General features: G+C 71.0%; 14 protein-coding genes. 3 read left to right on the top strand and 11 right to left on the bottom strand.

The genetic code is table 11. The annotated features are described in order from the left end of the window. Positions 1-48 precede the first annotated feature (48 nt). From AC1DT4_RS02775 to AC1DT4_RS02760, 4 genes are read right to left on the bottom strand one after another with little or no spacing between them, the layout of a single operon-like run. Positions 49-672: an aminodeoxychorismate/anthranilate synthase component II gene (locus tag AC1DT4_RS02775; RefSeq protein ID WP_477088237.1), complete on the bottom strand. Its 624-nt coding sequence runs from the start codon at positions 670-672 to the stop codon at positions 49-51. A 1-nt stretch (position 673) separates the two neighbouring features. Next, positions 674-832: a hypothetical protein gene (locus AC1DT4_RS02770; protein ID WP_477088236.1), complete on the bottom strand. Its 159-nt coding sequence runs from the start codon at positions 830-832 to the stop codon at positions 674-676. Positions 833-863: 31 nt separating this feature from the next. Continuing rightward, positions 864-1,643, bottom strand: coding sequence for a class E sortase (locus tag AC1DT4_RS02765; RefSeq protein ID WP_477088235.1), 780 nt, complete (start codon positions 1,641-1,643; stop codon positions 864-866). Continuing rightward, positions 1,640-2,470, bottom strand: a complete 831-nt coding sequence (locus tag AC1DT4_RS02760) for a DUF881 domain-containing protein (protein WP_477088234.1) — start codon at positions 2,468-2,470, stop codon at positions 1,640-1,642. Before AC1DT4_RS02760 ends, AC1DT4_RS02765 begins: the two co-directional genes overlap by 4 nt. A gap of 189 nt (positions 2,471-2,659) precedes the next feature. Here AC1DT4_RS02760 and AC1DT4_RS02755 point away from each other — a divergent pair, with 189 nt between their 5' ends. Further along, a complete protein-coding gene (locus AC1DT4_RS02755; protein ID WP_477088233.1) occupies positions 2,660-2,908 on the top strand; it encodes a cell division protein CrgA in 249 nt (82 codons plus the stop codon). Positions 2,909-3,150: 242 nt separating this feature from the next. Here the strand turns inward: AC1DT4_RS02755 and AC1DT4_RS02750 are convergent, their stop codons facing one another. Both AC1DT4_RS02750 and AC1DT4_RS02745 read right to left on the bottom strand, forming a co-directional pair. Further along, positions 3,151-3,945, bottom strand: coding sequence for a rhomboid family intramembrane serine protease (locus tag AC1DT4_RS02750; RefSeq protein WP_477088232.1), 795 nt, complete (start codon positions 3,943-3,945; stop codon positions 3,151-3,153). A gap of 82 nt (positions 3,946-4,027) precedes the next feature. Then, positions 4,028-4,567: a peptidylprolyl isomerase gene (locus tag AC1DT4_RS02745; RefSeq protein ID WP_477088231.1), complete on the bottom strand. Its 540-nt coding sequence runs from the start codon at positions 4,565-4,567 to the stop codon at positions 4,028-4,030. Positions 4,568-4,718: 151 nt separating this feature from the next. Here AC1DT4_RS02745 and AC1DT4_RS02740 point away from each other — a divergent pair, with 151 nt between their 5' ends. Further along, complete coding sequence (locus AC1DT4_RS02740; RefSeq protein WP_477088230.1) at positions 4,719-5,666, top strand: hypothetical protein; 948 nt, start codon at positions 4,719-4,721, stop codon at positions 5,664-5,666. A gap of 194 nt (positions 5,667-5,860) precedes the next feature. Further along, positions 5,861-9,019, top strand: coding sequence for a glycoside hydrolase family 9 protein (locus AC1DT4_RS02735; RefSeq protein ID WP_477088229.1), 3,159 nt, complete (start codon positions 5,861-5,863; stop codon positions 9,017-9,019). A gap of 94 nt (positions 9,020-9,113) precedes the next feature. On the opposite strand, the gene hisF is transcribed toward AC1DT4_RS02735, so the two are convergent. Genes hisF through AC1DT4_RS02710 form a run of 5 tightly spaced genes read right to left on the bottom strand, consistent with a single transcriptional unit; the run spans position 9,114 to position 13,150 of the window. Beyond that, positions 9,114-9,911 (bottom strand): imidazole glycerol phosphate synthase subunit HisF, encoded by a 798-nt coding sequence (gene hisF / locus AC1DT4_RS02730; protein ID WP_477088228.1) that lies wholly within the window; start codon positions 9,909-9,911, stop codon positions 9,114-9,116. After that, positions 9,901-10,536 carry an imidazole glycerol phosphate synthase subunit HisH gene (gene hisH, locus AC1DT4_RS02725; RefSeq protein ID WP_477088227.1) on the bottom strand — a complete coding sequence of 212 codons (636 nt, stop codon included), beginning with the start codon at positions 10,534-10,536 and terminating at the stop codon, positions 9,901-9,903. Before hisH ends, hisF begins: the two co-directional genes overlap by 11 nt. Before the next feature lie 42 nt (positions 10,537-10,578). Next, positions 10,579-11,397, bottom strand: a complete 819-nt coding sequence (locus AC1DT4_RS02720) for an ABC transporter permease (RefSeq protein WP_477088226.1) — start codon at positions 11,395-11,397, stop codon at positions 10,579-10,581. After that, positions 11,394-12,227 (bottom strand): ABC transporter permease, encoded by an 834-nt coding sequence (locus tag AC1DT4_RS02715; protein WP_477088225.1) that lies wholly within the window; start codon positions 12,225-12,227, stop codon positions 11,394-11,396. The genes AC1DT4_RS02720 and AC1DT4_RS02715 overlap by 4 nt, the downstream gene beginning before the upstream one ends. Continuing rightward, positions 12,224-13,150, bottom strand: a complete 927-nt coding sequence (locus AC1DT4_RS02710; protein ID WP_477088224.1) for an ABC transporter ATP-binding protein — start codon at positions 13,148-13,150, stop codon at positions 12,224-12,226. Before AC1DT4_RS02710 ends, AC1DT4_RS02715 begins: the two co-directional genes overlap by 4 nt. Positions 13,151-13,153: the final 3 nt, after the last annotated feature.

Below are 13,153 nucleotides of genomic sequence, written 5' to 3'. Positions count from 1 at the left end.
CACGACGAAGGGGCCGTCCCGGCGGGCGGCCCCTTCGTCGTACGTGGGTCAGAGGCGGACGAGCGGGTGCAGCCCCTCGGACCGGGCCACGGCCTGGTCGTCACCGCAGATCTCGAGCCAGTTGGCCAGCAGGCGGTGGCCGCCCTCGGTGAGCACCGACTCCGGGTGGAACTGCACGCCGTGCAGCGGGAGCGACACGTGCTGCAGGCCCATGATGATGCCGTGAGCGGTCGCGGTGACCTCGAGCTCGTCGGAGATCGTCCCGTTCACCACGGCCAACGAGTGGTAGCGCGTCGCCGTGAACGGGTCGGGGAGCCCGGCCAGCACGCCCTCGCCCTTGTGCTCCACCTGGCTGGTCTTGCCGTGCATGAGCTCGGGCGCATGCGTCACGGTCCCGCCGAACACCTCGCCGAGCGCCTGGTGGCCGAGGCACACCCCGAGCATCGGCAGGCCGGCGGCGGCGCAGTCGCGGATGACCTGCATGCTCTGGCCGGCGTCGGCGGGCGTCCCCGGGCCGGGCGAGACGAGCACACCGTCGAAGCCGGTGCGCTGCTCGACCGGGGGCACGGCGTCGTTGCGGACGACGACCGTCTCGGCGCCCAGCTGGTTGAGGTAGCCGACGATCGTGTAGACGAACGAGTCGTAGTTGTCGATCACCAGGATGCGCGTCATGTCACTCACCCACCGTCGTCTGGTTGAAGGGCATGTACGGCGAGACCGCCGGGAAGACCCAGGCGAAGCAGACCGCCAGCACGGCGAACGCGAGGATCGCCAGGAGCAGGACGCGCACGGCGACGGGTCCGGGCGTGTGCCGCCACAGCCATCCGTACATCAGCGTCCTCCGTCGAGTTCGAGGGTGCCCATCATGCGCCACCGACCAGCTCGGTCGGAATCCCGTCCGCCACCGGCGCCCAGTAGTCCAGCACGCCGTGGACGATGTACCGCTCCCGCGCCGAGAACATCGGGTGACAGGTGGTCAGGGTGATCATCCGCTCGGTCGGGACCGCGCCGGGGTCGTTGGGGACGGGCGCGATGACGCCGACGTCGGACGGGTTGACGATCTCCGTCGAGGTCACGCGGTAGACGTACCAGATGTTGTCGGTCGTCCGGATGACGAGCGGGTCGCCCACCTGCAGCTCCGCGATCCGGTTGAACGGCTTGGCGAAGGTGGTCCGGTGACCGGCGATGGCGAAGTTGCCGACGCCCCCCGGCATCGCGGTGCCCTCGTAGTGGCCGATGCCGAGCACGTCGAGCACGGTGGCACGGTCGGTGCCCTGGCTGATCGGGCGCTCCGGCTCACCGTCCCAGCGCGGCACCTGGATCGTCGCAAAGGTGGTCGCATGCGGCGGCTCGGCCATGACGGGCGGCTCGTCGCGGCGCGGCGGCGCGATGACCGGCCCCGCGGGGGCCCCGACGGTCGGCGTGGGCACGGGCTCGAACGGCAGCTCGCGGACGATCTCGGCCTGGGCGCGGTTGCCGACGACGTCGGTCCACCACAGCTGCCAGACGAGGAACGCGAACAGCAGGACGCCGAGCGTGATCAGGAGCTCGCCGATCACGCCGATGATCCCGTAGGTCACGTGACGGACCCGGCCGGTGGCGGCGCGCGTCGGGGTCGCCTCGGTGGTCGTCTCGCCGCTCACCGCGTGCTCCCGGGGTTCTGGGGGGCCTCGGTCCTGCTGGCCCGCGCCTCGTCCTCGGCGGCCTCCAGCCCGGGCAGGATCTCGACGCCGTCGGGGACGGTGGCCGCGGTGAGCTCGGTGCTGCCCGAGTAGGCGGGCAGCTCGAAGGGCTGCTGCGCGTCGGTGACCGACCAGCCGAGGCCGACGTCGGCGGCGTCGCGCAGGTACGACTGGACCGCCGGCGAGGCGTTGAGGGCCTTGCGCAGGTCGGCGGGGTTCCCGATGGCCCGCACGACGTACGGCGGCGAGTACAGCCGACCGTGCAGCCGCAGGACGTTGCCGACGCAGCGGACCGCGCTGGTGGAGATCACCCGCTGGTCCATGAGCTCCATCGCTTCCGCGCCGCCGGCCCACAGGGCGTTCATCACGGCCTGGAGATCCTGCTGGTGCACGACGAGCACGTCGGGGCTGACGTCCTCGCGCCGCGGCGAGTCCGCCGGGGCGTCGTCGAGCTCCACCGTCAGGCCCGGCCCGGTGACCGGCACGAGCCCGCCCTCGACGAGGTACCCCTCGCTGGGCGTACCCACGACGGTCCCCGCCGCCGCGTTCTCGTCCGCTGTCAGCACGTCGACGTCCGCGCGCAGCCCGTCGACCTCGGTGGACAGCCGCGTGACCCGCTCCGTCTCGACCTGCGCCAGCTCCCGCAGGTCCTGCGGGTGCCGCTCGCCGGAGGCCCGTGCGAACTTGGCGTTCGCCGCGAAGAGGGCACCCGACAGCGCCAGGACGAGTGCGACCGACAGCGTGCCGCGCGCGATGACGCGGCGGGCGCGGTGCGGGTGGTCGGTCACGAACGCTCCTCGGGTGGGATGCCCTGCGACGGCGCGGGTACGGGCGGGCACTACGCTAGGTCACGATGCGACGCGTCCGTGACGATGCGGGCCCGGCGCACCACGATCGACCGCCCTCCGACCACGACGTCACCCGCGTGGTCCCACCTGGCCCCCGGGCCGCACAGCCGCAGGACAGGAGCACCGGACGTGCCTGAGTCGAAGTCGCGCAAGAAGGCGACGTACACGCCGCCGCCCGCCAAGTCGACGGGCCCCAAGGTCAACGCGCCCTGGTTCCTGCCCGTGATGCTCGGCCTGATGATCCTCGGACTCGTGTGGATCGTCGTCACCTACCTCACGCGGTCGCAGTACCCGATCCCGGGAATCGACCAGTGGAACCTGCTCATCGGGTTCGTCCTCATCATCGCCGGCTTCGGCATGACGACCCGCTGGCGCTGACCCGCCCACCGCCGTGACCGAGGGCGCCGTCCGCAGCTGCGGGCGGCGCCTTCGTCGTCCCCACCCGGACGCCCAGCGGTCCGTCCACAGCCATCGCGTCTGACCTGCGCGAACGCGGTCGTTGTCCCCATCGGTGCACAAGTCTGTGGATAACTACACCGGTGTAGTTCCACAGGTGTGGGCAAGTGTGGGGACGGCCGCCGGGGTGCCGAAACCTCCTGTGCGCGCCCCTGAGACAGGGCTCAAGAGAAGGCGCCCACCGACGCGTAGGCGAACAGCGTGGCGCCGAGCAGGACGGCGCCCAGCGCGACGGGGGCGGCGACCGCGACGAACCGTCGACGGGGGACCGGGGCGTACGCGTACGCCCAGGCGAGCAGGCCGCCGGTGACCAGGCCTCCCACGTGCGCCTGCCACGCGATGTTGGCCATGACGAAGCCGAGGGCCAGGTTGATGCCGATGAGAACGAGGATGCCGCGGACGTCGCCGCCGAGGCGCTTGCTGATCACCAGGATCGCGCCGAACAGGCCGAAGACCGCCCCGGACGCCCCGACGCTGGCGGTCGACCAGCTGTGGGTCGCGCTCGCGAGCAGGACGGACCCGACGGACCCGCCGACGGCGGACATGAGGTAGAGGGTGATGTAGCGGGCGCGGCCGAGCGTCGTCTCGAGCGTGGGCCCGACGAACCACAGGGCCACCATGTTGAACACGATGTGCAGGTACTGCCCGGGCGAGTGCAGGAACGCCGCGGTCACGAACCGCCACGGCTCGTAGTACCCGAGCACGGGCGAGAACAGCCACCGCGCCGTCCACGACGGCATGACCAGCTGCAGGACGAAGCTGACGACGCAGAGCCCGATGAGCGTGATCGTGACGACCGGGCGCCCGGCGTGACGCACGCCGCCGAGGGCGGTCCGGGTGGTGGGCAGGGCGCGCGCGGCCTCGGCGACGCAGTCGACGCAGTGGATGCCGACCGCGGCCTGCCGCTGGCACTCGGGGCAGGTGGGCCGGCCGCACCGCTGGCACCGCACGTACGACACCCGGTCGGGGTGGCGAGGGCAGACCGGCGGCGCGACCGGCGCGCCCGACGCTCCGGGTTCGGAGTACCCGCTGATGGCGGTCTCAGTCCTCGATGGTGATCGAGTTGATGACGATGTCCTCGACCGGACGGTCACCGGGGCGGACCCGCGTGGACTCGATGGCGTCGACCACGGCACGGCTCTCGTCGTCGGCGACCTTGCCGAAGATCGTGTGCTTGCCGTTGAGCCACTCGGTGGGGGCCACCGAGATGAAGAACTGCGAGCCGTTGGTGCCGCCCACCTTGCCGGTGGCGGGGTCGAGGCGCTTGCCGGCGTTCGCCATGGCGAGCAGGTAGGGCTCGTTGAACGAGAGCTCCGGGTGGATCTCGTCGTCGAACGTGTAGCCGGGGCCGCCGCGGCCGGTGCCCAGGGGGTCACCGCCCTGGATCATGAACCCGGAGATCACGCGGTGGAACACGACGCCGGCGTACAGCGGGTCGGTCCGCTCCTCGCCCGTCGTCGGGTCGGTCCAGGGGGTGGTCCCCGTGGCCAGTCCCGCGAAGTTCTGCACCGTGCGAGGCGCGTGGTTGGGGTAGAGCTCGATCCGGATGTCTCCGGCGGTCGTGTGCAGGGTCGCAAACATGCGAGAAGTCTCGCACGCGGCCCTGGTCGACACCCGTGATCCGGCGGTTGCGCAGGCCACAGCCAGTGTCTCGACCCAAGACCATCCTGCGCTGCCGCCCCCGCGGTGGCAGAGTGGGAGGTCAGAGCAGCCGAATGAGCCGGGAGCCGAGATGCCGTTCACCAAGAGCCCCAAGATCGACGTGGATACGGAGAAGCTGAAGGACCAGGCGGCCGACCTGGGTGCCACGCTGGCAGACGCCGCCAAGAGCGCGAAGGAAAGTGCCGGCACCGCGGCCGAGTCGCTGAAGGATGCCGCGTCCAAGGCGGGCGACGCCGCGTCGACCGCGAAGGACTGGACCACCCCGAAGGTCGAGGCGTTCATCGACTGGCTGCTGCCGCGGGTGGAGCACATGTACAAGGAGAGCGTGAAGGCCGCCGCTCCCAAGGTGGAGACGGCCGCGGACAAGGTCTCGCCGGCCATCGACACCGCGCACGACAAGATCGTCGACGAGTTCCTGCCCAGGCTGGTCGCGGCGATGAACGAGGCGGCGGCCAAGGCCGGAGCGGCCGCCGAGAAGGCAGCCGACGCCGCAGCGGTCAAGGGGAAGGGCTCCGCCAAGTCCCTCGCCGCGGCGGCCGCCGAGGCCTCGGGCAAGAAGAAGCACACCGGCGCCAAGGTGTTCTGGCTGCTGGCCGCCCTCATCGGTCTGGGTGCCGCCGCAGCGGCCTGGACCCGGTCGCGCTCGAGCGTGGACCCGTGGGCGGAGCCGTGGGAGCCGACGGACGCCGGCACGACGCACGCCCGGGTCGCCGACGCCGCGGACGCCGTCGGCGAGGCGGCCGGCAGCGCCGTCGCCAAGGGCCGGGACGCCACCCGCAAGGCGGCCGAGAAGGTCTCGGCGGCCACGGAGTCGCTCACGGAGAAGGTCTCGGAGGCGAAGGACGACCTCACCGAGAAGGTCGCCGGCGCCACCGAGGCAGCCAAGGACAAGGTGAGCGAGGCGACCGAGGCCGCGAAGAAGGCGACCACGCGCCGCACCACCAAGCCGACCGAGACGACGGCGGAGACGACGACCGAGACGACGACCCCGACCGAGGGCGACACCCCCTCCATCTGAGTCGAGCGCAGCGCACCGCGACCCCCGGATCCCCACGGACCGGGGGTCGCGTGCTGTCCGAAACGTTTTGGCCGTTGACCCTCGGCAGACGGGCTCTGCACGATGCGCCAGGCGCGTCGTGCCGGGCCGCAGCGAGGCGACGTCCGGCGGTCCGCGCCGACCCCGTCGTCCCCAGTGCCGTGGAAGAGGACCCCATGCAGCGCCCCCGAACCAGCGGTCGCGTCGCGATCGCGTGCAGCACCGTGCTCACCCTGGCCGCCGGTCTGCTCGTCGCGCCCCTGGCGGGCGCCGCCACGGCCGCCGACCCGACCTACGACTACGCCGAGGCCCTGCAGAAGTCGATGTTCTTCTACGAGGCCCAGAGGTCTGGGGACCTGACGGCCGACAACCCCGTCTCGTGGCGCGGCGACTCCGCGCTCACCGACGGCGCCGACGTGGGCAAGGACCTCACGGGCGGGTGGTACGACGCCGGCGACCACGTGAAGTTCGGCCTGCCCATGGCCTTCAGCGCGACGATGCTCGCCTGGGGTGCCATCGCATCCCCGCAGGGCTACACCCGAGCGGGCCAGCTGGACGAGCTGAAGGGCAACCTGCGCTGGGTGGACGACTACTTCGTCAAGGCGCACACCGCCCCCAACGAGCTCTACGTCCAGGTGGGCGACGGCGAGGCCGACCACAAGTGGTGGGGCCCCGCCGAGGTCATGACGATGGCTCGGCCGTCGTACAAGGTCAGCGCGTCGTGCCCCGGGTCCGACGTGGCGGGTGAGACCGCGGCCGCGCTGGCGTCGTCGGCCATCGTGTTCAGGTCCGACGACCCGACGTACTCCGCGAAGCTGCTCACGCACGCGAAGCAGCTGTACGCCTTCGCGGACACCTACCGCGGCGCGTACTCCGACTGCGTCACCGCCGCGTCGGCGTACTACAAGTCGTGGTCCGGCTATCAGGACGAGCTGGTCTGGGGCGCCTACTGGCTCTACAAGGCGACCGGCGACGCCACCTACCTGGCCAAGGCGGAGGCGGAGTACTCGAAGCTGAGCGTGGAGAACCAGACGACGACGCACTCGTACAAGTGGACCGTCGCGTGGGACGACAAGACGTACGCGATGTACGCCCTGCTCGCCATGGAGACGGGCAAGCAGCAGTACGTCGACGACGCCAACCGGTGGCTCGACTACTGGACCGTCGGCGTCAACGGCCAGCGGGTGCCGTACTCGCCGGGCGGCCAGGCCGTGCTCGACTCGTGGGGCTCGCTGCGCTACGCGGCGAACACCTCGTTCGTCGCGCTCGTCTACTCCGACTGGCTGACCGACGCCACGCGCAAGGCGCGGTACCACGACTTCGGCGTCCGGCAGATCAACTACGCGCTGGGCGACAACCCCCGCAAGGCCAGCTTCGTCGTCGGCTTCGGGGCCAACCCGCCGCAGAGCCCGCACCACCGCACGGCGCACGGCTCGTGGCTCGACTCGATCACCTCGCCCGTGGCGACGAGGCACGTCCTGTACGGCGCCCTCGTCGGCGGTCCGTCGTCGGCCAACGACGCCTACACCGACAGCCGGTCGGACTACACCTCCAACGAGGTGGCCACCGACTACAACGCCGGCTTCTCCAGCGCGCTCGCCCGGCTCACGCAGGAGTACGGCGGCACCGCGCTGGCCACCTTCCCGGTGGCCGAGCAGCCCGACGGCGACGAGATCTTCGTCGAGGCGATGCTCAACCAGCCCCCCGGCGGGACGTTCACCGAGGTCAAGGCCATGATCCGCAACCAGTCGGCGTTCCCGGCCCGGTCGCTCCGGAACGGCACCCTGCGGTACTGGTTCACGCTCGACGCCGGCGACTCGGCCGCGAACCTCACGGTCTCGGCCAACTACAGCGAGTGCGGACCGCAGACCACCAAGCCCGTGAGTGCGGGCGGGTCGCTCTACTACGCGCAGATCACCTGCGTCGGCCAGAACATCTACCCGGGCGGGCAGTCCCAGCACCGGCGCGAGATCCAGTTCCGGGTGACGGGTGGTTCCACGTGGAACGCGGCCAACGACCCCTCCGTCGCCGGCCTCACCACGACGGCCCTGGCCAAGACGAAGGCGATCACGCTCTACGACGGCGGCACGCTCATCTGGGGCACCGAGCCCACGGGCACCGTCACCGACACGACCGCGCCGACCGTGCCCGGCACGCCGACGGCCTCCGGCATCACGGCGACGGGCGCGTCGCTCAGCTGGGCGGCGTCCACAGACGCGGGCAGCGGCGTTGCGGGCTACGACGTCTACCGGGTGCAGGGCACCACCTCGACGCTCGTCGCCTCCACGACCACCGCGTCGACCGTGCTGTCGGGGCTCACCCCGAGCACCGGTTACGCGTACGCCGTGCGCGCGAAGGACGCCGCAGGGAACCAGTCGGCCGCCTCCGCCACCGGGACGTTCACCACGTCGACCCCGCCCGTCGACGTGGTCGCCCCCGGCAGGCCGGGCACCCCCGTCGCGTCGGCGATCACGGCCACGGGTGCCACCCTCACGTGGACGGCCGCGACGGCGGGCACCTACGCGCTGGCCGGTTACGACGTGCTCCGGATCAGCGGCACCACGTCCACGGTGGTCGGCTCGGCCACCGGGACGACGGTCGCGCTCACCGGGCTGACGGCCGGCACGGCGTACACCTACGCCGTCCGCGCCAAGGACACGGCCGGCAACGTCTCGTCGCTGTCCACGTCCGTCGCGTTCACCACCACCGCCGCCTCGGACACCACGGCGCCGACGGTGCCCGGCCCGCCCTCGGCGTCGGCCGTCACGCAGACCGGCGCCTCGCTGACCTGGGCGGCGTCCACCGACGCGGGCGGCAGCGGCCTGACCGGCTACGACGTGCTTCGGGTCAGCGGCGCCACGAGCACCGTGGTCGGCACGGCGACCGGCTCGACGTTCGCTCTGACCGGACTCACGGCCGGGACCGCGTACACCTACGCGGTGCGGGCGAGGGACGGGGCCGGCAACGTCTCGGCCGCGAGCGCGTCGACGACCTTCACCACGCTGCCGTCGACGACCACCGGCAGCTGCGCGGTGACGTACTCCGCCTCCAGCTGGAACGTGGGCTTCACCGGCAGCCTGAAGCTCACCAACACCTCGACGGCCCCGCTCACCTGGACCCTCGCGTTCGCGTTCCCCTCGGGCCAGCAGCTGACCCAGGGCTGGAGCGCGACGTGGGCCCAGACGGGCAGCGCCGTCACCGCCGCCGGCCTCGGCTGGAACGCCACCCTGGCCCCGGGGGCCAGCACGGACATCGGGTTCAACGGGTCGCACACCGGGACCAACACCGCGCCGACGTCGTTCACGGTGAACGGCGTGGCCTGCACGGTCTCCTGACCGCGGCGAGGGCGTCGCACCGACCCGGTGCGGCGCCCTTCGTCGTGCCTGTCGATGCGCGCGGCCTCACGGGAGGTCCGATCGGCGACGCCGGTCAGTCCGCGCTGTGCACCGGGCGGACGCGCTCGCCCAGCTCGACGAGCTGCGCCTTCATCTCGCCGACCGACAGCGTGTGCTCCACGCGCGGCGAGTAGAGCATCGAGCTGACGATGGCGCCGGTGGCCCCGATGGCGAACGCGTCGCTCACGTGGCTGACCAGCCCGGCCCCGCCGGACGCGATGACGGGCAACGACACGGCCTGCGTGATCATGCCGGTGATGTCGAGGTCGTACCCCGCGCCCGTGCCGTCGCGATCGATGCTGTTGACCACGATCTCGCCGGCGCCCAGCTCCTGCCCGCGCTTCGCCCACTCGACCGCGTCCATGCCCGTGAACGTCCGCGCACCGTCGATCGCGATCTCGTACCCGCTGGGGATGGCGGCCGTGACGTCGACGCGCTTGACCTGCATGCTCAGCACGATGCACTGCCGGCCGAACTCGACCGACCCCTGCGTGATGATCTCCGGCTTGCGCACGGCCATCGAGTCGATGCTGATCTTCTCGGCGCCCGCGCGCAGCACCTCGTGCATGTCCTCGAGCGACCGGATGCCGCCGCCGACCGTCAGCGGCACGAACGTCCGGTGGGCGGCCTTGCGCACCATGGCCAGGTCGATCTGACGCTTCTGGGCGCTGGCCATGATGTCGTAGATGACGATCTCGTCGACGTCCTCGTGGTAGAGCCGGTCGGCCAGCTCGGCCGGGTCCCCCACGTCGATGTTGTCCTGGAACTGCTGGGCCTTGGTGACGCGGCCGTCCTTGACGTCGAAGCAGGCGATCAGCCGGTTAGCGAGCATCGAGATCCTTCAGGTCGTTGACGTCGAGGTCGCAGAACGACTTGAGCACCTGGAGGCCGGCGCGCGCGCTCTTCTCGGTGTGGAACTGCGTCGCCATGATGTTCTTGTGCGCGACCGCGGCGGCGAATTCCTGGCCGTAGGTGGTGACGCCCACCAGCGCGGAATCGTCCGCCGGCCGGGCGTAGAAGGAATTCACGAAATAGTAGAACCCGCCCGGCGTGAATGACCGCGAGAACGGGTGGTCGCCGCGGACCTCGACATTGTTCCAGCCCATGTGCGGCACGCGGACCTCGGAGCGGTCGAACTCGTGGACGCTGCCCGGCAGCCAGCCGAGACACTCGACATCGCCCTCCGCGGAGTGCTCGAACAGCACCTGCAGCCCGACGCAGACCCCGAGAAACCCCTGGCCATCGCCCCGGACCTTCTCGTCGAGGTGATCGATCCAGCCCTCCTGGGCCAGCGACTCCATGGTCACGCCGGCGGCGCCCACCCCGGGCAGGATGTACTTGTCGACCTCGTCGCACTCGCTCGGCTTGGCCACCAGCGCGTGCGGGACACCCAGGTGCTCGAGCGCATAAGAAATGCTCTGCGAATTACCGGTGCGGTAGTCGATGATCCCGATCACTTGCCCAATCGTACACGGGACAGGTGTCTCATATGTCGGACGTCAGTCGAGGAACAGTGCCCGCAGCCGCACGGTCGTGAACGCCAGGCCGAGCACGATCATCACGACGAAGTACGCGACGTGCACCAGCATCGAACCGTCCAGGACCCCGAGCGTCAGGCCGCGGACCAGCTCGACCGCGTGCCACAGGGGCAGCGCCTTGATGACCCCCTGCAGCCAGCCCGGGTACACGGTGATCGGGTAGAAGGTGGCCGAGAACAGGAACATCGGGAGCATCACGAAGTTGATCCAGTCCATCTGCTGGAAGGTCTTCATGTAGCTGGTCACGGCCATGCCGACGCTGGCGAAACCGAACGCCACGAGCAGCACCGCGGGGACGGCCAGTGCGGCGGACCACGCCAGGTTGAGCCCCATGACCTGCATGACCGTGAGGAACCCGATGGCGTAGACACCACCGCGCAGCAGCGCGTAGGTGATCTCGCCGAACGCGACGTCGAGCGGGCCCAACGACGTGGCCAGCATCGCGTCGTAGAGCTTGCCGAAGTGCATCTTGAAGAACACGTTCCACGTGGAGTCGTAGACCGCGCCGTTCATGGCCGACACCGCGAGCAGCGCGGGCGCGATGAAGGCCGCGTACGACACCGAGCCGCCGGAGGGCAGCTCCACGTCGCCGATGTACGACCCGAGCCCGACACCCATGGCGAACAGGAAGAACACCGGCTCGAAGAAGCCCGAGAGGACGACGACCCCGCTCGAGCTCTTGGTCGCCCGCAGGCCCCGCGCGACGACCGAGCGCGCGTTGCGTGCGTACAGGGCGCTGATCGCGGTGCCGCTGGTCGGGGCGGTCGTGGTGGCGGTCATCCGCGGAGCCTCCTCACGAAGACGCGGCGCGCCAGCACCCACCCGACGGCGGCCATGACCAGCAGCACGGCGAGGTGCCAGCCGACCGGCCATGCCCCCGGAGGCGACCCGTAGGACAGCGCCCGGCCGATCTCGCTCGCGTGCCACAGCGGGGAGATCCACCCGACCCAGTGCAGCCACACCGGCAGCGTGGCCAGCGGGTAGAACGTGCCCGAGAACAGGAACAGCGGCGTGAAGACGAACCGCTGCACCAGCGCGAACTGACCCTTGTCCTCGGTGAGGCTCGCGGAGAACGCCATCAGCGGCAGCCCGAACGCGAGGCCGGCCAGGACCCCGACCAGCGGCATCAGGGCGCCCCTCAGGGGATCTCCGACCGCCCCGAACGCGACGATCAGCAGGTAGTAGATCGTCGTCGTGAAGAGCATGCGGAGCACCACGGACAGGACGAGCCCGGCCATGATCTGCGGCGGTGCGATGGGGGACGCGTTCATGCCCCAGAAGATCCGGCGCCACTTGAACCCGGCCATGATGACGAACGTGAACTCGTCGGTCGCCACCGTCACCCCGGCGGTCGCCAGGAGCGCGGGCGCGACGAACCACACGTAGCTGACCGGGCCGTCGGCGCCGGACGCGACCGACTGGTCGAGGAAGGTCGCCAGGCCCAGGCCGATGCCGAGCAGGTACAGCAGCGGGTTGCCGACGGAGCCGACGACGATCGTCCAGCCGTACGCCTTCATCCCGCGCAGCTGGTGCTCGGCGATGTACCACGCGCCGAACCGCCGGGGCCGGACGGCGGCCGCGACGGCGGCCTCGGAGACTGTGGTCGTCATTCGATCAGGCTCCGCCCCGTGAGCCGCAGGAAGACGTCCTCCAGGCTGGACCGGCGGACCAGCGACGTCGTGGGGTGCAGCCCGAGGTCCACGACGCGCTCGAGCACCGCCTCTCCGTCGTCGGCGTACAGGAGCACCCGGTCCGGCAGCACCTCGATCCGCTCGACCAGCCCGGCCATGCGCGTGGCGGCCTCGGCGTTCCGGTCCGACCCGAACCGCAGCTCCACCACCTCGCGCGTCGAGTACTGCCGGATCAGGCTGGACGGGCTGCCCTCGGCCATGATCCGGCCTTTGTCGACGACCACGAGGCGGTCGCACAGCTGCTCGGCCTCGTCCATGTAGTGCGTGGTGAGCACCAGGGTGGTGCCGCGTTCCTTGAGCCGGAACAGCCGATCCCACAGCACGTGGCGCGCCTGGGGGTCGAGGCCGGTGGTCGGCTCGTCGAGCATGAGGATGCGCGGCTCGTTGATGAGCGCGCGGGCGATGGTGAGCCGGCGCTTCATGCCGCCCGACAGGTCGTCGACCTTCGCGTTGCGCTTCTCCTCGAGCTGCGCGAACCCCAGCAGCTCGTCCGCGCGCGACGCGCACACCGAGCGGGGGATGCCGAAGTACCGGCCGTACACGATGAGGTTGTCCCGCACGCGCAGCTCGGTGTCGAGGTTGTCCTCCTGCGGCACCACGCCGAGCAGCGACCGGATCTCGGGCCCGTGCGTGTCCGGGTCGAGGCCGAGGACCCGCAGATCACCGGCCGACCGCGAGGAGACCGCGCCGATCATCCGCATCGTGGTCGACTTGCCTGCGCCGTTGGGACCGAGCAGCCCGAACGACTCGCCGGGAGGCACCTCGAAGTCGATGCCGTCGACGGCGGTGAAGTCGCCGAAGCGCTTGGTGAGGCCGTGGGCGGCGATGACGGGTGCGGTCACAGC

This window comes from Cellulomonas sp. P4_D11 (assembly GCF_056401915.1).
The sequence above is the reverse complement of the archived record's forward strand: the minus strand, read 5'-3'. Positions and strand labels throughout refer to the sequence as shown.

Excerpts from the sequence above, each read along its gene's own strand:
- AC1DT4_RS02770 (WP_477088236.1), bottom strand. The coding sequence starts at position 832 with ATGTACGGATGGCTGTGGCGGCACACGCCCGGACCCGTCGCCGTGCGC.
- AC1DT4_RS02775 (WP_477088237.1), bottom strand. The coding sequence starts at position 672 with ATGACGCGCATCCTGGTGATCGACAACTACGACTCGTTCGTCTACACG.
- hisF (WP_477088228.1), bottom strand. The coding sequence starts at position 9,911 with ATGCTCGCTAACCGGCTGATCGCCTGCTTCGACGTCAAGGACGGCCGC.
- AC1DT4_RS02715 (WP_477088225.1), bottom strand. The coding sequence starts at position 12,227 with ATGACGACCACAGTCTCCGAGGCCGCCGTCGCGGCCGCCGTCCGGCCC.
- AC1DT4_RS02720 (WP_477088226.1), bottom strand. The coding sequence starts at position 11,397 with ATGACCGCCACCACGACCGCCCCGACCAGCGGCACCGCGATCAGCGCC.
- AC1DT4_RS02745 (WP_477088231.1), bottom strand. The coding sequence starts at position 4,567 with ATGTTTGCGACCCTGCACACGACCGCCGGAGACATCCGGATCGAGCTC.
- AC1DT4_RS02735 (WP_477088229.1), top strand. The coding sequence starts at position 5,861 with ATGCAGCGCCCCCGAACCAGCGGTCGCGTCGCGATCGCGTGCAGCACC.
- AC1DT4_RS02740 (WP_477088230.1), top strand. The coding sequence starts at position 4,719 with ATGCCGTTCACCAAGAGCCCCAAGATCGACGTGGATACGGAGAAGCTG.